This window comes from Mucilaginibacter sp. 3215 (assembly GCF_050433785.1).
GTDB lineage: Bacteria > Bacteroidota > Bacteroidia > Sphingobacteriales > Sphingobacteriaceae > Mucilaginibacter.
The window spans coordinates 65,442-85,430 of sequence record NZ_JBNPWO010000008.1 but is presented as its reverse complement, the minus strand read 5'-3'; the positions used below and the strand labels follow the sequence as shown (position 1 = coordinate 85,430).

Below are 19,989 nucleotides of genomic sequence, written 5' to 3'. Positions count from 1 at the left end.
CGTTGAGTTCAGTCAAAGGGGAAGCTCGTCTTCTTAGAATCCTTTGAGCTCAGGTTCATAATATTGATATTTAATACCTTGATTATTTATAATAGTGTTATTTATTATTATAGGGTTTCGTTTGGTTAGTTTTTATTTAATAAAAAATTAAATTATTGTAATAAATATAATTAATAATATTATTTTTGACTTAAACTTAAATACATAAATCACAAATGAAAAACCAAAACCTCAAACTCGCATTTATTGCGTTTACCACATTGCTATCGTTTAATTCCTGCAAAAAAGCAATTTATGATTTAGCACCTGCGGATAAAGAAAAAAACAGCACCAGTGCCTTGGATTACATTAAATCATTGGGTTTCCACGATTCTGATATTAAGGATATCGGTACCGACTACTTGGTGGACGGTGATATGTTGTTTTCAAAGAAGACCGTTGTTGCAACAACAAATGGTAACGCCTCGAAAATTAAGACAGATCAATACGGTGCGCAAAATTACCTGGGTTTAAACACTAACGTAGTGATCAATATTGATGCTTCTATGAGCGCGTATACTGCCGAAATTAACGCGGCCATTGCACAATGGAATGGTATTCCGAACTGCAGGGTGAAATTTTCTGTAGGCAGTTCTTACAATGTTACGATAATGGCAAATAATAATATTGGTGGAGCTTGCGGGCAGTCTTATTTCCCGATAAACGGACAGCCTGGTTTTATAATCTACATAAGCCCAGCTGCGATTTCGGGAAATTCATTTGATCAAAGACAACGAACAATAGCGCATGAATTAGGTCACAGTATCGGTCTTAGGCATACCAACTGGTTTTTAAACGAACCTCAGAATGGAACAGCACCTAACAGCGCCCATTACAGTGCCACTCATATTCTTGGTACACCTACTGAAGCCGATCCGGTTTCGTTAATGAATGGCAATGAGTGCGGTACCGGGGCAACAGTGCTTTCGAACTATGATAAAATTGCTGTACAATTTCTTTACCCGCTAAACCCGCCGGTAGCAGGCACATCACCCGTTTTCAGATATTATAACGGCGGCTCGTCCGATCACTTTTACACTACGGATTATAATGAATTGGCTCAGGGAAATAACACAGGGTATATATTTGAGGGAGTCGGCTTCTTTGCCTTCACTACCCAGGTAGCCGGTACAGAGCCTGTATATCGTTATTATAGTTCCTCTGCTGTTGATCACTTTTATACAAGGAATGCGACCACTCCTGGTGGTTACATCAAAGAAAGGGTAGCCTTTTATGCCTATCCCAGCCAGGCAAATAGTTCGGTGCCAGTTTATCGCTATTATCACGGAGGTACACCTGCCGAAATTGACCATTTCTACACTAAAAATCAAAACGAATTTTATTGGGGTGCAGGCGGATATGCCTATGAAGATGTGCCGTTTTACGCTTATTAATTATGGCTAAAGAAACCAAAGCGGTCTCTTTAAGAGGCCGTTTTGGTTTTATAGTTATTTTAATGCTTTACATATCTTCGCTCCTTTTTCTCCAGAGCCATCCACATTTGTCACCCTGTTTATAGGTTTACAGGGTAATATCCCACTCAGTACGATTTACCCAGTTTGGCGCACTGAAGTTATTGTTTCTTCAGGGGCTCTCATAGAGAATCCTTTTGGCTTCGCCAAGTAAACACGCTGTTTATCAGGTTATTTTGGTTTGCTCAACAAGTTAATGAACAACCTGTAGGCTCCAGGGACACCGGCTGGCAACTCCCTGAAAAACGCCAGGGAAGTGTATATAAACCTGCCCTTACCATAATCGCCAACTATAAGTGATCCGTTAAGTGGTTCTTCGCCTTTATCGTGCATTTGGAGAATGGGTTTATATTGCGGATCGATATTGCTTACATAGTATAAACCACGTTCCTGGATCCAGCCGTTGAAATCGTCATTAGTTATTTTGTTGGGGTAATTCAGCACGGGGTTTTGCGGATCTAAGATAGTTATCTCGGCATTTTCATCAGTAACCCTCTTGTTTACTACGGTAAACGGATACGGGCCTATTTGTTTTACCACGATGCCGTTGTTGTTATTGTATTGTACTACCAGGTTGCCGCCGTTCTTTACATATGCCATTAATTTCGATTGCTGATAAGCAAGTCGCTCGTTCACATTGTAGGCACGTACGCCGGTTACAATGGCATCATAACCTGAAAGATCACCGTTCATTACCTCATTTTCGCTTAGTATGTGTACTTCGTAGCCTACCTGGCGCAAAGCTTCAGGCATCTGGTCGCCGGCACCGGCAATGTAACCTATTTTTCGGCCGTTATGTTTAAGATCGAGGTAAACGAGTTTTGTTTGTGCCGGCGGAAATAGGGTAATAGCTGGTACGTGATCATACCTGATACGGCGAAGGCTAAGTGAAAATGGTTGGCCGTTAGCGTTAACCACCGCTTCCAGATCGGTAGTCTTAGTTTTAGTATCAGTTGGGGTAACCGTAAATGCTACCGACCATTCCTCATTTTTTTCCTTATCGGTGAAGTCAATTTTTTCGGGGCTTATTTTCCAGCCGGCAGCGGGTTTCAGGCTGATGGTGCCACTTGCTTTGGTGAAGCTTTTCAGCTTTACCAACACTGTTTGTGCCTGCTGTGTGCTGAAAATATAGTCCTTATCTTCAATGTTAGCGGTTACCGGCGGCGTTATTTCAATAGGCTGATAAACCTCGCCCCTAACCGGGTCAACGTATTTATATATTATGCGGCGTTCAACATTAATAGGCTTCCCCTCAATGATAAACTGGAAGGTAATTTTGGGTAGATCGGGGTTTTCGGGATTACCGGCCAAGGTATTATCGGGCAAAGTGTAAACACCAATCGGGTGCGAGGCTGCAAGCCAGTACGGCTGCGTTAACATAGATGCGGCGGCAGTAGTTTCAAAAGTTTGCAGTTGATTAAATGGTATCTCCTTGCTTTGCAATGCTGATGCGCTATCGTTAGCATCAATGCTGTTTATCTTAACACGATAGTTAAACCTGTTGATCACCTGTGCACGTATGCTCATTTTATCGCCCAAAGCACATGTTGGCTCTGCTGCGTAAGCTTCAAACCAAAGACCGGCACAAGCTGTAATCAGGTTGTTCAGCTCTTTGGCTTTTTGTTCGCGCCAGTAGTTATCCGATATTTTCTCCACTTTCGTCAGTAATTGTACCAATGCCGGTACCGATTTTTCGGGCGCGTCACTAATAAAATTCCGGCTGATAACACCTGTTAACGTTGAGATAGCGTCGCCATCTTTAACGCGCTTCCAGGTGGTATTAACGCCATCCATGAGGTCGTTTTGCGGGGCATCGCCCAAAATAGTTTTAAAAAATTCGTATGATTCGCCGCGTTGTTTGGCCGAACCAAAACCCTGCGTTTTGTGATTGCTACGGCTTTCGGCAGCTATTTCACCATAACCTTTACCCAGGATGGTATTATAAACCCCAACATTGATCTTAAACTGATCGGCCGAGGTAGTATTAATATTGCCAAAACTAAAAGTGTTCCACATCAGGCGTTTAGCCTGCCATGGTTTTACATGCTTTAACTGCTCGGGATAACGGTTTGGATCGGCGGCGGCTATAAAAGCTTCCTGCGCTAATATAGCCGAAGAGGTATGATGCCCATGGCCCCCCTCGCCGGTTGTTGGGAAGCGGCAAATGATTACATCCGGCCTGAATTTGCGGATCACCCAAACTACATCGCCCAATACTTTTTCCTTATCCCAGATCTTTAGCGTTTCTTCCGGCCCTTTTGAAAAACCGAAATCATTGGCCCGGGTAAAAAACTGTTCGGCGCCGTCAACCCGGCGGGCAGCCAGCAATTCCTGCGTACGTATCAAACCAAGCAGTTCACTTTGCTCATTGCCTATCAGGTTTTGTCCGCCATCGCCTCGGGTGAGCGACAGGTAACCGGTGCGATAATGTTTTTCCTGCGCCAGGTAGGCCAGCAGGCGGGTGTTTTCATCATCGGGATGGGCAGCCACATATAATACACTGCCAAGCACATCAAGTTTTTTAAGGTTTTGCTGAATAGTGCCGAGATCGGTAGGTGGGTTGGTTTGGGCCTTTGAAAAAACAGTTGCAAACAGGAATACTGCAATGAGGTGGATACGCTTCATAGCAACAAATATATTGAAAGATAGATATTCTGTATTTCCTGTATCAATAATATAACAAAACCATTACGGTGACCATCAATCTGTTAAAGTTTTTAATGATAAATATTAAATGTTTTAACAAACACTTTTGATTTTTACAATTTTTTCAAGCATTGTCAAACAAATCTGTCATTCGATGGTAATCTTAATCAACTGATTAACTTTTTCTGCTTCAATTCGATACGCTTAATCAATCGTTTGATTAATTTTGTGCCGTTAAAACAATGGAAAAAGATAAAATAGATAAAAAAGACCACATCCTCGACGTGGCCGAAAAGGTATTCGCGGACCTGGGTTATGACGGAGCCTCCACCCGTACCATATCGGGCGAAGCCGGGGTAAACATGGCTATGCTCAATTACTATTTTGGATCAAAAGAAGGGCTTTTCCTGGCTGTTTTTGAACGCAAGATCAATTCGTTCCGTACGCTGCTGCAAAATATTAACAGCGATGGCAGCATGAATGCCTGGGATAAACTGGATAAATGTGTCGACAATTACGTTGAACGCATCATAGCCAACAACTGTTTTCAAAAACTCATTAACAGGGAAGTGTCCATGAATAAACGTGGCGACCTTACCGATAAGATCATCGAAATACTGATGGTAAATGTATATGAGGTAAAAAGGATTATGGAAGAAGGCGTAAACAGCGGCTTGTTTCATACAGATGCCGATATAGCACTGGTAATAGCTACCCTTTTTGGTACAAAAAATTATATAGTTAATATGCCGCAGCTATCATCATTAATACTGGGACATGATATTCGTGATGAAAAGTTTATGGAGAATGAACTGAAACCACGTGTTAAAACATACATGAAAAGACTTTTAAAAGCTTATTTAGTTAAAGAACATGACAACTCAAAATAACAAAACCAACCACCTTAAGCTATTAAAGCAGGTGTTACGGCCCGTTTTATGCGGTAGTATCGCCCTCATAGTTTTGAGCCTGCCTTTTGCTGCCAGCGCACAAGACAGGACAATTACACTTGACGAAGCCATTAAACTCGGCCTTGAAAACAGCAAAACTTTAAAACTATCAAATTCGAAAGTTGAGCAAGCTGTTTCTCAATATAATCAGGCAAAAGACGAAGCATTGCCAACAGGTAAAGTAAGTTATGGCTACAATCGTGCCCAGATCCCGGCCAACAGGCTGGCCCTGGGTTCTGAAAGCATTAACCTGCCATCACATGCCGATGCGTATTTAGGGATCCTGAGCTTAAACCAAACCATATTTGGCGGTAATAAATTGAAATATGCCCGCCAATCTACCGATCTGCTCACCCAGGTTTCCCGCCTTGATGTTGAAAATGATAAAGACGAGGTAGTTTATGATATCATCAGTTCGTACTATAACCTTTACAAAGTGCTGCAAAGCAAAAAGGTGGTAGCTCAAAACCTTGCTACTGTTGATGTACAAATTAAACAGGCACAGCGTTTTTTTGAACAGGGTTTGGTAACCAAAAACGATGTGCTGCGCTTTCAATTACAACGCTCAAACATCGAGGTTAACGGTGTCGACCTGGAAACTAACCGTCGTATCATCAACTATAATCTTAATGTGTTGTTAGGTTTACCGGAAGGGACACAGCTAAACATCGACCAGATCACCGAAGCCGACAGGCAGGTATCTCCGTTAACTGCTTACCTTGATACAGCAATGGCCGCCCGCCCTGAGTTTAAACAATTTGCTTTACGCAGTCGCGTTGCTGAAACCAATACTAAAAGCATTAAAGCTAATAACCTGCCAACGGTAAGCGCATCGGCTGCTGCTTATTATGTTGATGTAAGCGCCAACCCGATACCTAAAAGCGGTAATTTTATCACCCCTATATCTGTAGGATTAACCGTATCATGGAACTTCAGCTCCCTTTGGACCAACAAGAACAAAGTTACCGAGGCTAAGATCCAGGAGCAGCAGGTTGAGATCAACAAAGGCATCACTACCGACAGAATAAAAAATGAAGTTAACCAAAGCTACCAAAGCTATACCCAGGCGCTTGAAAAGGTTAAACTTTTACAAACCTCTATTGATCAGGCTGGTGAAAACAACAAGATTCTCGAATCAAAATACAAAAGCAATATAGCATCTGCAACCGATAGGGCCGATGCCGAAACCTTGCTTTACCAGGCACAGATCAATTTAGAATTGGCTAAAGCCGATGCTGGTCTCGCTTACTATACACTATTAAAATCAACAGGAAAAATCAACAAATAACAATACCAAACCTTTAAATAAAATGGCAAAGGAACAAGAAACACCGGAACAACCGAAAAAGAAAAACAAAGTTATCCCCATCATATTAGGCATTGTACTTATTGGCGGCGTAATTTTCGGTATAAAAGAATACATCTACTTTAGCAAACACATTGATACTGATGATGCCCAGATCGACGGTGATATCAGCCCTGTAGTTGCCCGCGTTGGCGGATATGTTGACTCAATTTATTTTGAAGAAAACACCCATGTTAATGTAGGTCAGCCACTGGTTAAAATTGATGACCGCGATTATAAGGTAAAATTAGAGCAGGCTCAGGCTGCACAAGTTGGGGCAAGCGCAGGCATTAATGTAAACCAATCGCAAATTTTTGCTAACGAAGCAAACTCTGCAAGTGCAAAAGCCCAGGTTTCATCAAATCTGGCCCATTTAGAAAAAGTACAGAAAGATTACGACCGTTACGCCAACCTGGTAAAAGACGGGTCAGTAACCCAGCAGCAATTTGACCAGGCTAAGGCCGATTTGGATGTAGCAAAAGCTAATTACAGGGCATCGCAGGATCAGTACAAAGCTGCTGTTCAGCAAATTGGTACAACCCGCAGCCAGTTGGCTGTTACCCACACGGGTGTATCACAAAGGCAGGTTGATATTGATTATGCAAAGCTGCAATTGAGTTACACGCTGGTGAAATCTCCGGCAAGCGGCTTAGCCTCTAAAAAGAATGTACAGTTAGGTCAGCTGGTACAGGCTGGTCAAACTTTGTTTTCAATAGTGAATGATAACAGCCTTTACATTACCGCTAATTACAAAGAGACACAGCTTACCAATATCAAAAATGGTTTAAAAGTTGAAATTGAAGTTGACGCTTATCCAGACATGAAGCTGGAAGGACAGGTTTACAATTTTTCGCCTGCTACAGGTGCCAAATTCTCCCTGTTGCCTCCGGATAATGCTACCGGTAACTTCGTAAAAGTTGTACAGCGTGTGCCTGTAAAAATTAAAATCAACGGCACTAAAGAAGAGCTTGCAAAATTACGCCCTGGTATGAGCGTAAACGTATCTGTAATTAAAGAATAACATTATGGCTGAAACTGGCTTTAAAAAGTGGATCATCACCATTACGGTGATCACAGCCTCATTACTGGAGCTGATAGATACCACTATCGTTAACGTAGCGTTGCCTCACATACAAGGTAACCTTGGCGCAACCCTTGAGGATGTGGCCTGGGTAGTTACCGGGTATGCGGTAGCAAACGTGATCATATTGCCCATGTCGGGTTGGCTGGGCGGCCGTTTTGGGCGTAAAAATTATTTCATGGCATCTATCATCGTGTTTACCATCGTATCCTTTTTATGTGGTAACGCGCACAGCATGGATGAGCTGGTATTGTTCAGGATTATTCAGGGTATAGCCGGCGGTGGTCTGATTTCGACAGCCCAGGCCATATTACTTGAAACCTGGCCCCGTGAGCAGATAGGTACTGCAACCGCGCTATTTGGTTTGGGAGCGGTAGTAGGTCCAACTGTAGGCCCAACCATTGGCGGCTGGATAGTTGAAAACTACTCATGGCCCTGGATCTTTTACGTAAATATCCCGGTGGGGGCGCTGGCGGCGTTTTGTACGTACACCTTCGTGCGGGAAACACCCAAGGATGCCAAAGGCAAACCTGTTGACTGGTGGGGTATTATCTTGCTGGCTATTGCAGTAGGCAGCTTACAAACCGTACTTGAAAAAGGTGAAAGTGAAGACTGGTTTGCTAAGCCATACATCCTGGTTTTAACTATATCGGCTGTATTAGGTACCATATTATTCATTTGGCGTGAGATGAGTACCGAGCACCCGATTGTAAACTTCAGCATTCTGCGGCACCGAAGTTTTGCTGTGGGCATGTTCACATCCTTTATACTCGGGTTTGGTTTGTATGGATCGGTGTTTGTGTTCCCGGTGTTTTGTCAAAACCTGCTCGGCTTTAACGCCCAGCAAACAGGCGAGCTGTTGTTTCCCGGTGGTTTGTGTACCATTGTAATGATGCCGTTTATAGGCAAAATGCTGAATAAGGGCATACCAGCCCAGTTTATGGCTACTGCGGGCATGTTCCTTTTTTATGTATTTACACATATGTTAAGCAATTCGACACTGGCTACCGGCGAAAAGGATGTGTTAATACCGTTATTAATCCGTGGTGTGGGTATGGCTTTATTGTTCGTGCCGCTTACTACGTTGGCCATGGCTGATTTGAAAGGTCCTGAACTGGGCCAGGGATCGGGCTTGAACAATATGATGCGCCAGTTGGGCGGTTCGTTCGGGATTGCTACATTAACCACCCTCATCCATATACGCCAGGGTGTGCACCGCAATAATCTGCTTGTAAATATCAATCCGTATAACAATCCGTTTAATGACCGTTTACACATGCTTACCCAAGGATTTATGGCCAAAGGCAAATCAATGATTGATGCTACCCATATGGCATATCAGGCTATCGAAGGTATGGTTACCAGGCAAACATTGTTGTTAACGTATGACGATGCTTATTGGATATCGGGATTGGTGATGTTATTTTCGATACCGTTGCTTTATCTTCAGCCGTTCAAAAAGCTGAAAGCTGTTGCGGATTCGCACTAAAACAATAAAAGCCGTTCCACTATTACCGGAACGGCTTTCCCCAAAAAAAATTAACAATTAAAATTTAAGTAACTCCTCCCGCATAAACAACATATTTGAATATTGCGACCGGGGTTTGTTTAATCTTAAGGTATAAATTTACTGGATTTTAATTAATAAACGCAAATTTTATTGGGCAATAAAATACTATTTATGAAAAAGGCATGAAATTTTATTATTTCATGCCTTTTTCATTGTTAAAATAAGTTAAGCTTGTTAAAATATAACTTTACCTGTAGCGGTAACTAATGATGCTATACGTACGGCATCAAAAATACGCTCCTCGGTGGTGCCTAATTTTATAAGCGAATCCTCATGTGCGTTTACACACATTTCGCAACCGTTAACAGCCGATACAGCTAAGCTGGCCAGTTCAAAAAATTCTTTACCGGTTACCGGTTTCATCATGAGTTGCATACGGATTCGTGCCGGGATCTGGGTGTACTTTTCCTTTTGGGTAAAGTGCCTGAAACGGTAAAACACATTGTTTGATGCCAATAAGGAAGCACAGCCTACAGCTTCGCCAATTTCGGCATCAGTAGCCTCCTGTTCTTTAGCGTATGTAGTAAAGAAGTTGGTAAGCGGTACGTTGTTATTGTTTACAGCAGTAGCCAAACCAAGCAGGGCGCATTCTTTGTTGGTTAGATGTGCTGAGGTAAGTGTGCTGGTAAAGTTCAGCTTCAGGTCGCGCAGGTAACGTGATTCGCCAGTTTCTAAAAGGCTCAGGCTGGCTGTGCGATAGTTTTTATCTAATCCGATACTTTCGAGTATCTCCTGGATCACTTCAGTGCTTTCGTTCATTTTTTGGGTGATTTTCTTATTGTAGAGACGCATAATGCGTCTCCCAGTTGCAAATTAAGGAGGTTAAACACCTTGCAAAGTGGCTTGTCCTACGGAGACGTAATTATGCGTCTCTACATAAAAAACAACTTCAATTTAGGCTTTCGTTAGCTTTAAAAAGGGTGTAAAAAATCCCCGCACCGAAATACAGTACGGGGACGTTTATCTGTTGTATAAATTATACAGTTAAAGTTTCCTGACCTTTTTCCCAGTTGCAAGGGCAAAGTTCGTCAGTTTGTAAACCGTCAAGTACACGTAATACTTCTTTCACGTTACGGCCAACGCTCAGGTCGTTAACTGATACCCAGCGAATGATACCTTGTGGGTCGATGATGAAAGTAGCACGGTAAGCAATTTTTTCAGTTGGCTCTAAAATGCCCAGGTCTTCAGCTAATGATTTTGAAGTATCAGCAAGCATAGGGAATTTCAAATCGCGCAGATCGTCATGATCTCTTCTCCAGGCAGCGTGAACAAATTCAGAGTCGGTAGAAGCACCGATCAAACGGGTTTCGCGGTCGCGGAATTCGCCAAAGTTTTTGTTAAACTCAGCAATTTCAGTAGGGCAAACAAAAGTGAAGTCTTTTGGCCACCAGAACATTACAGTCCAAACGTTATCATCGTTGGTTAAATACTCAGAAGTAAGGGTTTCAAACTCTTTACCTTTTTCAAGGCTTACTACTGCTGTTTTAGAAAATTCGGGGAATTTTTGTCCTATCGTTAACATATTTTGATATTTCTTTTAATGTTTATGCAAATATAAAAATTTTAAACCGCCTCCCGAATACTAATAATTGATGCTATATAGATTTTAACTATATAATTATTGTATAATATAGTTGATTTTTATTTGGGCGATTTTAAGGGTTTTGGCGCGTTTTTACTATTTCAAAAAATACGTTACCTTGGTTGTATGAAAACTAAACCTGTCCTTATTATTACCTTAACGGTTGTTGTTTTAGCTATAGGCGGATACTTTTTATTAAAAGGAAAGAGCGCTTCATCTCCAAAACAAGGAGATATAACACAGTTCTTAAAAAGCTTCAATCAACAGTTAATTAAAGGTAACCGCGACTCACTGCTTGCATATTTTCCGGATAAACAAAGCAGTGAACCTATCAACCGGCTAATCACGGCTTTGCTCAACAAAACCGAAGATCCTGAAACTTCGTTTAAGCTTGAGTTGAATGTTGATCAAAGCACAATCAGCTTTACAAACCCCGAACTTGCGGTTGCAGTTGTGCCGGTAACGTTTAGTGGTGACCACCTCAGCAACAAGCTAAGTAGTTTAACTTTCACTATCCAAAAAGAAGAGAATAACAAATACAAAATTTACCAGGTAGATGCTGCCAGTTTTATGACTGATTATATAGCTTATAAAAGCAGTGCCTGGCAAAAAAATTACAGTGATAAAGAGATTTACAGCCCGGTTACTTTAAAGGCTTTCGCCGATGCTAATAGTTTAAAAACCAAATACGATAGTGTGATTTGGTTTAGCCATATTAAAGGTCAAACCTATTTTTATGTGGTAAAAGGCAAATGGGATTTTTCAGAACAATTTCAGCAGGAAAAAGATACCGCTAAAACCTTTAAAATGGGTTTAGTAAGTCCTGATTACAAAGAGATAATTCCGGCCGAATACGATCTTGTATATACCATAGGCGGCACTTTTCCTAACCTTGTTGAAGTAGAAAAAGGCCACAAACGCGGCTTCTATGACCTTAGCGGCAAAGTAGTATTACCTGTTGAGTACGACCAGATATTCCCACTGAACGACGCTGAGTACATTGCTGCTATTAGGAAGGGTGACGATTATTTTTGGCTGAAAAGCGATTACTCCGTTTCTGAAAAAGCAGGCATCAGGGTGAAGGATATTTTCGGTAAACTTAAGCAACCGGCTTCGTTCACTTTAAATCAAAGCCCGGCAGGTGGGATTACCGAGTTTAATTCGAGGGAGCAGCATGGTGCAATTTACATACCGCCGTCATATCTTGATGATCTGCATTTAATTTCCGGAATTAAACAATTTAAAAATCCGTTGCGAAACCATGTTTATTTTGAAGAGTCAAGCAGTCGGTACATTGTAAAAGCCAAAGCTTTGCCTGTAAACAGTTCAGCAACAGGTAGCGATAATTGGATCCAAAGTGCTTATTACTCCATCCGCGATTACTTTATAGGTGGCCGGGCGGAATTTTATGACAGCAACAATATGGTGCTTATTGATATCAAGAATAATAAGCTGTATGGTTACCGGATCAATACCGATATTAATACTGAAGAAGGTGGCAGCGAATTCAGCGGCCGTTGCAATGAGTTTAACATCAATGTGCTGAGCGATTCGTTACTGGAGGTTAAAGTAACATCTGTTGGAAGTATTGAATTATATAACAGCACATATCTAAATGAACTGCCAGTATTTCATCTGTTAAAGATACAAAACGGCAAGGTGGAGGAAACGATGAACACCAAAAGGGTTTTTGCATTTACTAAATTCCGTAAAATGGACAATCATTTTATTGATGGCTGTTACGTTTGTTATAAGATGATCGATGGCCGATATGAAATGACGAGCAGTGGGGCAATTTCGCCAGAAGTGCTGCGATATATGAAAAACGAAATCTATGCCGATTATAATTATAAGTTTAAAGACAAACGCTGGACGGAAATGTTCGAACAACAATTTTACGGGCATTATAAATCAGAAAACCTCAGCGTTCAGGATTCGCTAACCGAGATAGATAAATATAACATTCAGTGGATTGATCAGAAGCTAAAAGGATTGCCGGCAATAAAGCCTAATGTACTTGCGGCAAAATGAGCATTACCGCTCGCATATTAAGATACTTTTCCTTTTTTTGGGTGTTTGTGCTTTGTGCGGGCACATTTATTCAATACTGGGATTTTAATCACGATTCGTACTTTTTACACATTAAACAAAAAGCTGTTGAAACCGGGTGGTACCTGCCTGCTTTTTATTGCCATATTACAGGCAGCAGCGTGATCCTGCTGGCCGGATTCTTTCAGTTTTCAAAAAAGGTATATAATAATAAAGCGCTGCACAGGGCATTGGGGAAATTGTATGTGTTTGGTGTGCTTTTTTTTGCTGCACCGGGGGCCTATGTCATGACGCTTTTTATTAACCGCGGCACAGGCGTATTTATATCGTTCCTGCTTCAGAATACACTATGGGTGATTTTTACTTTGGCAGCATTCCTGCTGGTTAAAAACGGCCGCATAGATGATCACATTAAAATGATGAACCGCAGCTATGCCCTCGCCTTCGGCGCGGTTACCCTGCGCTTTTATATCTGGCTGTTTACTGTTTTAGGTAATGGCGTAAACTTTCATAATAATTACCTCATTATCGCTTTTTTAAGCTGGGTGCCTAATTTGATTTTGGCTGAGCTTATAAACAGGTATGGGAAGATGCCGGTTGAGGTAGGGTGAAGATGGTGCTATCTTCTCTAAAACGTCATTGCGAGGTACGAAGCAATCCCCGACTTTACAGGGCGAGTATGCATAGCTGCTCTGCTTATTGGTGATTGCTTCGTACCTCGCAATGACGTGAATTTTATAATCAAGATGGTTAACTCACGCTCGTTACCGTTTTCTTCAATTCTGTTTCCAGGTTTTGAAGCTCAGTATTCAATGTGCGGCGATTGGCCGTGCCTTCATCGTGGATCCGTTTTACCTCGGTAAGGGTTTCAATAAGTGATGAGGTAGTCTTTTTCAGCGTATCCAACGATACTACTGTTTTTTCATTTTCGCGGGCTACGTCAATGCTGTTTTGTTTCAGCATTTCGGCATTCTTTTGTAAAATTGTGTTAGTGGTATCCGAGATCTTTTTCTGCATCTCCACATTCTCTTTCTGGCGGTTGAGGGCCACAGCTATAGTAAGTTGATTTTTCCAAACCGGGATAGTGGTTGATACTATAGACTGTGCTTTCTCAGCAATGGTAGTATTGTTGTTCTGCACCACACGGATCTGTGCCAGCGATTGAAGCATAATAAAGCGAACTACCTTCAGGTCGGCAAGGCGTTTATCCAAACGGTTTACAAAATCGCGCAGATCGGCAATTTCATAGTCCTGGTAGCCTGTCGGATTACCGTCCATCACCGCCAGTTTTTCGTTAAGCTCATTGTACTTAAGCTGGCCGGCTATAATCAGGTCTTCCATTTGCTTAATGTAGGTAACGTTGCTGTCAAACATGGTTTGCAGCGAGCTGTTATCCTTTAACGAATTAACACGGCCTGCCTTGATCTTATTGGTGATCTTATCGATGTTATTAACCACGGTATCGTATTTCTGGAAAAGCTTTTTGGTATCAACCACCAGCTTTTTCATGAACGGGATATGTGATATAAATGAGGTGAACGCGTTTTGGTTCAGCTCGTCAACGTCGATATAATTAAGCTCGGTAAGTAACTCGTTAATCAGCCCGCCTACTTCGCCAGAGTTATAGGTACGTACCGAAGTAAGGAAGTTATTGCTGTATTTCTCCATTGAGTTTTGTACCTCAACGCCGTAGTTAAGTATGGAGTTAACATCGGCCGGATTGATATCTTTCCCCATTTCACCGTACTTTTGCAGGTCCTGGTTTGGTATAGCGTCAAGGTTGACATTACCTTGTTTATCCACCTTCATAGGCACATTGCCGGTTGGTGCGGCTGCCGCCGGAAGATCCTGATTGGTTGGAGTGATCAGCGGTGGTATATTCAGATTTAGTTCATCATTGTTTGGTGCACTTTCCATAATCTTATTATTAATGATTTAGTAGTACTTAATTAGCTGATCTTAAGCGCCACCCGGCTTAATACTTAAGATCAATGAATTAAACTTTTACAAGTAGGTTGCGGTTACAGTTTTCACTGTTTCTTCCAATTTACGGTCGCGGGTTGGTTCGCCGATGGCATTAAATTTCCACTCGCCGTTCTTTTTGTAAAACACGCCCATCACCATAGATACATGGCCTGCAAAATCCTTGCTGTGCGCAATATCATAAGTAGCGAAGATTTCGTTAACGCGGGTTGGTGTACCTTCATAAATGCGGATAGAGGCAAACGGTATAGTACCAAAATCCTGGCCGCGGAAGCTGTTCAATACAAAGGCTACATAGCTCATGGTTGGGCTCAGCGTAGCAAAATCAACAGTGATTACTTCGTTGTCCAGCCCGTCATTACCTGCCATATCGCCTGTAAGGTCATCGCCGCTATGCCTCACGGAGTGGTCTTTTGAGCGCAGGTTGCCAAAGTAGATCACGTCAACCAGGCGTTTGCTTTCATCATATAAAATGCAACTGGCATCAAGGTCAACAGCTTCTTTGGTGGTGCCAAAGCCAAATAAGCCCTTCTTTTCAATAGCGCCCCAGTTTATCCCAACGCATACATTTTGCAATTTGCTGCCATTACTTTTTTCAAGGCTAATTCGCTGCCCTTTTTGAAGATTGATAGCCATAATTTTAGTTGTATTTGTTTAAATAATCCTGTAAGCCGCCTTTCATGCCAGCGCCAACAGCTTCAAATTTCCAGTTGTTATCTTTTTTGTAGATACGGCCAAACTCCACAGCGGTCTCTATCGAAAAATCCTCTTCCAGTTCGTATTTCAAAATATCGGTATTGGTAGCAGAATCAAAAATGCGCACGAAAGAGTTACGTACCTGTCCGAAGTTCTGGCGGCGGCTTTCGGCCTCATGAATGGTTACCACAATGCAGATCTCGGTAGCACGCGGGTCGATCTTTGACAAGTCGACAATGATCTGCTCATCGTCACCGTCACCCGCACCGGTTAGGTTATCACCGGTATGCTCAACTGCACCATCAGGAGATTTTGGATTGTTGTAGAAAACGAAAAATTCGTCGGCCAGTATTTTTTTATTATCGCCCATGATGAACACCGAAGCGTCGAGGTCAAAGGCCGAGCCTGTTGATGAGCTGTTTGTATCCCAACCAAGGCCTATCGTAAATTTAGGGGCACCAATAGTTTCCCTTTGGCCTTTTTGCAAGTTAATTGCCATGCTGAATTAGTTTATTGTTGTTTATTAATAGGTTTTGTTTAATAAAGTTTAAGTTAGGCGCATAAGCTTCAATGGTGTGATAACCATTACCCAAAGCCATATCATACAGCAAGTTTATGAAATTGCTGTCTTGATCTTGTATAAAGATGCAAAAACTTTCGTGATCGTAATTTAAAATATATTTTACTATGCGGGTGTTGATACAAAATTTGCTGCCCTTAATGATATCATTTAAATGATAGATGTTTTTAACATGGTGATAATTGAGGTAGTTCTCAATATTGGGGTGTATGTTTTTGTTCACCAGTTCGGCAAAGTACAGCATGTAAATGTCGTTTTGTAAGCCATACTCATCTACCATTTTCATGATCATGCGCTCATGACTGCCAGTGATCTTGATGTCATCTAAAAAAAACAGGGTTTTGTCTTTAAGAAAATCCTTATCAATATGAAACGAATCGTTACCTATTAAATTAATCCTTTGCTCGGCATCCAGCTCGCCATAATCTTCCTTATAAGTTATGGTGCGATGAACCTTGGTTTCCTGCACAACAGGATAACCGTGATTAGCCAGCCAGCGGTTAAGCCGGCATACAAAGTGGTTTTTCATAGCGAAGGTAGCCGTAGGGATAAACGAGTATGGGCTCGATATCACTACTATTTGTTTTTTTATGGGCTGCCTGCTTAAATGCTCCGCGATGAAACCATCTGCCAAATCGGTACCGAAATAACGGGATACTTCACCATCGCCAAATTTAAAGCGACTGTAATCATCCGCATCGAAACCGAAATGTGTTGCGCTGTTGATATGGTGTAATGAGTAGGTAGCTTTCATAAACTTAATAAGGTTAAAATGGATAAGTTGTTTGAATTGATGAGCAGGCTATCAAGGCCTGCATCTTTAGCCCCCGCTATATCTGCCGCCGGGTTATCGCCTATATGTATGATACCTGACCGGTCTATCTGCTTTGGTTTATTACACTCTTTAACTTTTTGCACCATCAGCTTAAATAAATCCCCGTTTGGTTTCGACATCCCCTCCTCGTCCGAATAGATCTGAAAGTTAAAGAACGTATCCAACCCCAATTTAACCATTACCTTGCGGAGCGTTTGTCCTTTTATAAAGCCTGTATTACTTAAAATACTCAATGAGCAATCACCTTTTTGTTTTAGATGCTGTAGCACCTCAATTGTTACAGGTGAGTAAAGCACCGGCAGATAGTAAAACAGCAGGGTTTCCATGTCGGCATACAGCTTATCTACATTAACATCGGCGAGCGGATACTGATTGTCATTAATTGTGCTGATCACCATCAGGTACATTTCATCGGCATCAATGTTTTTGCCGGTACGTTCATTTACGGCATTGCACATCAGGTCAACCTGCCTGAAAGCCCTTGCCACCTCATCGACACTTTTACCTGCCGGATTAAAATCCCGGTGAAAGATCTTGGTGCGCTCTATTTTAAAGTAAGGGTTTGACTTGATCAGCGTGAGCCATAGATCAAATGAATAGTGCTGGTACATTTATGTTTAGGTAGATGTGTTTAGAGGCTTTACTTAAACGCGTCATTGCGAGGTACGAAGCAATCCCAAACTATACAGAGCGGACCTGCTGATCGGGGATTGCTTCGTGCCTCGCAATGACGTGGTTTATTAGTTTCTTTAATATCCTTTCAACATTTCCGAAAGGCTATCGGTAGTAGCCGGATCGCCAATGGCGCGGAATTTCCAGGTGCCGTCCTTGCGATAAACTTCGGCAAAAGTCATGGAGCACATGCCGTTATAGGTTGAATCACCGGATAAGCTGAATTTTGCAATTTCTTTACCGTGGCTATCCACCGCGCGGATAAATGCATTCTCCACCATGCCAAAGTGCTGGTTGTTTTTACGGCCCTGGTAAATAGCTACCAGGAACAAGATCCGGTCATATTTAGGGTCGAGCGAATCAAGCTTTACGATGATCTGCTCATCATCACCTTCTCCCGCCCCGGTACGGTTATCGCCCGTAAGCCAGATGTGGCCGGACGGATGTCGCATAGAATTAAAGTAGATCACATCGCCCTCAAACATATTAATGGTACGGCCATTGGCAGTTTGCTTGGCATAACCGCGATTAGCCACTTTGCCGTTTTTATCTAACAAAAACGCTATTGCATCCAAATCATATTCAGCTTCTTCGGCACCGCCAAACAGCTTGCCTAAAAAGCCGCCACCATTACTTTTCCTAACGTCCCAGCCTAAACCAATAGTTACCGAGGAGAGGTCGAAACTTTCGCCTTTGTCATTTTTACGAAGGTCAATTGTTTGACCTTTTACCAAATTTATAGCCATTGCCTTATTTGATTATTTGCCCTTTGAAATATTTACTTAAAAAGAAAGCCAGGTCTTCTTTGTAACCAACGCCCGATGCTTCAAACTTCCAGGCGCCACCGCGTTTATAAAGCCTGCCAAACTCGATTGCTGTTTCGATAGAAAAATCCTCGCCCAGCTCATATTTGCAAACTTCGGCGCCTGTTTGGTTATCTAAGATACGAATGTATGAGTCACGTACCTGGCCAAAGTTTTGGCGGCGTGCCTGTGCTTCGTGAATAGTTACCACAAACAGGATCTCCTGGATGCGGGCGTCAACTTTTGTCAAATCAATAGTAATTGATTCATCATCGCCCCCATCGCTGTTACCGCCTGTTGGGTCATCGCCGGTATGGTGAACCGATTGCTCGGGCGAGTCGACATTATTATAAAAAACAAAAAATTCATCCTGGGGCACCAGTCGGTTAGCATCGATCATAATAGCCGATACGTCAAGATCGAAGTCATAACCTGTGCCTTCGTTTGGGTTCCAGCCCAAGCCAACTGTCATTTTTGAAAGGCCGATATCTATTTTCTGCCCTTTTTGTAAGTTAATAGCCATTTTAGTATGTGTTATTTTTAGGTAAAACCTGTGTAGCCTATTGGGTTTTGCGCGGCGCTGCAGGTATTGAGCCGGAGACAAACCGGCAATTAAACGCTTAATCTAAGGTAGATGTTTTATTGAGGTGATATTGTGAAATTGTCTACACAAAAATAAGACGATGACAGGGGGCGGTTGTTACAGAAGAGGGGAGATAATTTAGTTGCGTAATACGCAATTATTTAACAATGGTTGTTGCATCTGTTTTAGCTCATTCGTAATAGTACGTTGTAGTCCCCCAGTCGCTTTTTTATGTAACACGATTAATACACTTGCTTTAGCGTATTAAGGGAGAGGGGTTTGGTAATTAAGTGAAAGTCATGTAAATTCCGTTTTTATAAAAACCTAAATGGTAAAAAAATCACTCCTGGCCTTAGTTATCACCTGGGGCATAATGGCAAACGGTCATGTTTCTGCACAAACGGGTCCCGATAGCACGGGTTTAGCCCTCGTAATTGCTAATTATCACACTGCTATAGGGCAACAATCACACTTATATAACGGACCCGAATATGAGTTTTATGATCCCATAATAAAAGGCAACGCATATGTTTTTGACAATAAGTCATTTACGGCTGGAGATGTAAAATACGGTTTAGCGGTTTATCGCGATGTCCCGATGTTATATGACCTGAATAAAGATTTGGTGGTTATACTGCTTTATAATCACTTTACAAAAATTTCATTACCAAGCGAGCGTGTGCCGGAGTTCTGGCTACTTAACCATCATTTTATACGCATTACTACCGATTCGACAGGCCAGGCCCGCCTTGCTACAGGTTTTTATGATCAATTATACCAGGGGAAAAAGATCGGGATCATTGTAAAAAGAGCCAAGAGCATCCAAACCAACACGGGAAACAATACCATCGAATCTTTTTTTAGCGAAACCAAAGATTATTATGTTAAAAAAGGGGATAACTATTTCAGCTTTAGCGGAAAGAGCGGACTGTTAGATATTTTTAAGGATAAAAAGAAGGAGTTGCGGCAATATATAAAAGCAAATCATATCGACTTTCGCGAAAATCAGGAGCAGGCTATAGTGGATGTAACTACTTATTATGATCATTTAACTAATTAATGCGGCGTGCCTTATTATTTAATAACAGGGCAAAAAATAATAT

General features: G+C 41.9%; 18 protein-coding genes. 8 read left to right on the top strand and 10 right to left on the bottom strand.

Annotated elements, in window-relative coordinates:
- Window positions 1-215 precede the first annotated feature (215 nt).
- Window positions 216-1,433 (top strand): M57 family metalloprotease, encoded by a 1,218-nt coding sequence (locus ABIC84_RS15110; RefSeq protein ID WP_426582394.1) that lies wholly within the window; start codon window positions 216-218, stop codon window positions 1,431-1,433.
- A 249-nt stretch (window positions 1,434-1,682) separates the two neighbouring features.
- Here ABIC84_RS15110 and ABIC84_RS15105 read toward each other — a convergent pair whose 3' ends face one another.
- The gene (locus tag ABIC84_RS15105) at window positions 1,683-4,136 is read right to left on the bottom strand and encodes a PIG-L family deacetylase (protein WP_429264071.1); all 2,454 of its coding nucleotides are present in this window, start codon (window positions 4,134-4,136) and stop codon (window positions 1,683-1,685) included.
- A gap of 263 nt (window positions 4,137-4,399) precedes the next feature.
- Here ABIC84_RS15105 and ABIC84_RS15100 point away from each other — a divergent pair, with 263 nt between their 5' ends.
- The 4 genes from ABIC84_RS15100 to ABIC84_RS15085 are packed head-to-tail and all read left to right on the top strand — an operon-like array spanning window position 4,400 to window position 9,022.
- A complete protein-coding gene (locus tag ABIC84_RS15100; RefSeq protein ID WP_426582390.1) occupies window positions 4,400-5,047 on the top strand; it encodes a TetR/AcrR family transcriptional regulator in 648 nt (215 codons plus the stop codon).
- Entirely contained in the window at window positions 5,031-6,395 is a 1,365-nt protein-coding gene (locus ABIC84_RS15095) for a TolC family protein (protein WP_429264070.1), read from the top strand. The genes ABIC84_RS15100 and ABIC84_RS15095 overlap by 17 nt, the downstream gene beginning before the upstream one ends.
- Before the next feature lie 22 nt (window positions 6,396-6,417).
- Window positions 6,418-7,473, top strand: coding sequence for an HlyD family secretion protein (locus ABIC84_RS15090; protein WP_091173137.1), 1,056 nt, complete (start codon window positions 6,418-6,420; stop codon window positions 7,471-7,473).
- Between the two features lie 4 nt (window positions 7,474-7,477).
- Window positions 7,478-9,022 (top strand): DHA2 family efflux MFS transporter permease subunit, encoded by a 1,545-nt coding sequence (locus ABIC84_RS15085; RefSeq protein ID WP_090535020.1) that lies wholly within the window; start codon window positions 7,478-7,480, stop codon window positions 9,020-9,022.
- A 255-nt stretch (window positions 9,023-9,277) separates the two neighbouring features.
- Here the strand turns inward: ABIC84_RS15085 and ABIC84_RS15080 are convergent, their stop codons facing one another.
- Together ABIC84_RS15080 and ABIC84_RS15075 are read right to left on the bottom strand one after the other, a co-directional pair.
- Window positions 9,278-9,862 (bottom strand): carboxymuconolactone decarboxylase family protein, encoded by a 585-nt coding sequence (locus tag ABIC84_RS15080; RefSeq protein ID WP_426582385.1) that lies wholly within the window; start codon window positions 9,860-9,862, stop codon window positions 9,278-9,280.
- A 217-nt stretch (window positions 9,863-10,079) separates the two neighbouring features.
- Window positions 10,080-10,625, bottom strand: a complete 546-nt coding sequence (locus tag ABIC84_RS15075) for a peroxiredoxin (protein ID WP_090535023.1) — start codon at window positions 10,623-10,625, stop codon at window positions 10,080-10,082.
- A gap of 186 nt (window positions 10,626-10,811) precedes the next feature.
- On the opposite strand from ABIC84_RS15075, the gene ABIC84_RS15070 reads away from it, so the two are divergent.
- Complete coding sequence (locus ABIC84_RS15070; RefSeq protein ID WP_426582383.1) at window positions 10,812-12,716, top strand: YARHG domain-containing protein; 1,905 nt, start codon at window positions 10,812-10,814, stop codon at window positions 12,714-12,716.
- Window positions 12,713-13,345 (top strand): DUF2306 domain-containing protein, encoded by a 633-nt coding sequence (locus ABIC84_RS15065; protein WP_429264069.1) that lies wholly within the window; start codon window positions 12,713-12,715, stop codon window positions 13,343-13,345. Before ABIC84_RS15070 ends, ABIC84_RS15065 begins: the two co-directional genes overlap by 4 nt.
- 139 nt (window positions 13,346-13,484) lie before the next feature.
- Here ABIC84_RS15065 and ABIC84_RS15060 read toward each other — a convergent pair whose 3' ends face one another.
- From ABIC84_RS15060 to ABIC84_RS15030, 7 genes are all read right to left on the bottom strand, one after another.
- Window positions 13,485-14,651, bottom strand: a complete 1,167-nt coding sequence (locus ABIC84_RS15060; RefSeq protein WP_426582379.1) for a toxic anion resistance protein — start codon at window positions 14,649-14,651, stop codon at window positions 13,485-13,487.
- Window positions 14,652-14,738: 87 nt separating this feature from the next.
- A complete protein-coding gene (locus ABIC84_RS15055; protein ID WP_426582377.1) occupies window positions 14,739-15,353 on the bottom strand; it encodes a TerD family protein in 615 nt (204 codons plus the stop codon).
- 4 nt (window positions 15,354-15,357) lie between these two features.
- On the bottom strand, window positions 15,358-15,912 hold the full coding sequence (locus ABIC84_RS15050) for a TerD family protein (RefSeq protein ID WP_114939325.1): 555 nt from the start codon (window positions 15,910-15,912) through the stop codon (window positions 15,358-15,360).
- On the bottom strand, window positions 15,902-16,747 hold the full coding sequence (locus ABIC84_RS15045; protein ID WP_429264068.1) for a phosphoribosyltransferase family protein: 846 nt from the start codon (window positions 16,745-16,747) through the stop codon (window positions 15,902-15,904). Before ABIC84_RS15045 ends, ABIC84_RS15050 begins: the two co-directional genes overlap by 11 nt.
- Window positions 16,744-17,439, bottom strand: coding sequence for an HAD family hydrolase (locus ABIC84_RS15040; RefSeq protein WP_426582373.1), 696 nt, complete (start codon window positions 17,437-17,439; stop codon window positions 16,744-16,746). Before ABIC84_RS15040 ends, ABIC84_RS15045 begins: the two co-directional genes overlap by 4 nt.
- 138 nt (window positions 17,440-17,577) lie before the next feature.
- Window positions 17,578-18,246: a TerD family protein gene (locus tag ABIC84_RS15035; protein ID WP_426582371.1), complete on the bottom strand. Its 669-nt coding sequence runs from the start codon at window positions 18,244-18,246 to the stop codon at window positions 17,578-17,580.
- A gap of 4 nt (window positions 18,247-18,250) precedes the next feature.
- On the bottom strand, window positions 18,251-18,826 hold the full coding sequence (locus tag ABIC84_RS15030) for a TerD family protein (protein WP_429264067.1): 576 nt from the start codon (window positions 18,824-18,826) through the stop codon (window positions 18,251-18,253).
- Between the two features lie 388 nt (window positions 18,827-19,214).
- Here ABIC84_RS15030 and ABIC84_RS15025 point away from each other — a divergent pair, with 388 nt between their 5' ends.
- Window positions 19,215-19,946: a hypothetical protein gene (locus ABIC84_RS15025; protein WP_426582369.1), complete on the top strand. Its 732-nt coding sequence runs from the start codon at window positions 19,215-19,217 to the stop codon at window positions 19,944-19,946.
- Window positions 19,947-19,989 lie beyond the last annotated feature (43 nt).

What these genes read in the sequence shown, in the direction of transcription:
- ABIC84_RS15110 (WP_426582394.1), top strand. Translation starts at nt 216, where the DNA reads ATGAAAAACCAAAACCTCAAACTCGCATTTATTGCGTTTACCACATTG.
- ABIC84_RS15105 (WP_429264071.1), bottom strand. Translation starts at nt 4,136, where the DNA reads ATGAAGCGTATCCACCTCATTGCAGTATTCCTGTTTGCAACTGTTTTT.
- ABIC84_RS15100 (WP_426582390.1), top strand. Translation starts at nt 4,400, where the DNA reads ATGGAAAAAGATAAAATAGATAAAAAAGACCACATCCTCGACGTGGCC.
- ABIC84_RS15095 (WP_429264070.1), top strand. Translation starts at nt 5,031, where the DNA reads ATGACAACTCAAAATAACAAAACCAACCACCTTAAGCTATTAAAGCAG.
- ABIC84_RS15090 (WP_091173137.1), top strand. Translation starts at nt 6,418, where the DNA reads ATGGCAAAGGAACAAGAAACACCGGAACAACCGAAAAAGAAAAACAAA.
- ABIC84_RS15085 (WP_090535020.1), top strand. Translation starts at nt 7,478, where the DNA reads ATGGCTGAAACTGGCTTTAAAAAGTGGATCATCACCATTACGGTGATC.
- ABIC84_RS15080 (WP_426582385.1), bottom strand. Translation starts at nt 9,862, where the DNA reads ATGAACGAAAGCACTGAAGTGATCCAGGAGATACTCGAAAGTATCGGA.
- ABIC84_RS15075 (WP_090535023.1), bottom strand. Translation starts at nt 10,625, where the DNA reads ATGTTAACGATAGGACAAAAATTCCCCGAATTTTCTAAAACAGCAGTA.
- ABIC84_RS15070 (WP_426582383.1), top strand. Translation starts at nt 10,812, where the DNA reads ATGAAAACTAAACCTGTCCTTATTATTACCTTAACGGTTGTTGTTTTA.
- ABIC84_RS15065 (WP_429264069.1), top strand. Translation starts at nt 12,713, where the DNA reads ATGAGCATTACCGCTCGCATATTAAGATACTTTTCCTTTTTTTGGGTG.
- ABIC84_RS15060 (WP_426582379.1), bottom strand. Translation starts at nt 14,651, where the DNA reads ATGGAAAGTGCACCAAACAATGATGAACTAAATCTGAATATACCACCG.
- ABIC84_RS15055 (WP_426582377.1), bottom strand. Translation starts at nt 15,353, where the DNA reads ATGGCTATCAATCTTCAAAAAGGGCAGCGAATTAGCCTTGAAAAAAGT.
- ABIC84_RS15050 (WP_114939325.1), bottom strand. Translation starts at nt 15,912, where the DNA reads ATGGCAATTAACTTGCAAAAAGGCCAAAGGGAAACTATTGGTGCCCCT.
- ABIC84_RS15045 (WP_429264068.1), bottom strand. Translation starts at nt 16,747, where the DNA reads ATGAAAGCTACCTACTCATTACACCATATCAACAGCGCAACACATTTC.
- ABIC84_RS15040 (WP_426582373.1), bottom strand. Translation starts at nt 17,439, where the DNA reads ATGTACCAGCACTATTCATTTGATCTATGGCTCACGCTGATCAAGTCA.
- ABIC84_RS15035 (WP_426582371.1), bottom strand. Translation starts at nt 18,246, where the DNA reads ATGGCTATAAATTTGGTAAAAGGTCAAACAATTGACCTTCGTAAAAAT.
- ABIC84_RS15030 (WP_429264067.1), bottom strand. Translation starts at nt 18,826, where the DNA reads ATGGCTATTAACTTACAAAAAGGGCAGAAAATAGATATCGGCCTTTCA.
- ABIC84_RS15025 (WP_426582369.1), top strand. Translation starts at nt 19,215, where the DNA reads ATGGTAAAAAAATCACTCCTGGCCTTAGTTATCACCTGGGGCATAATG.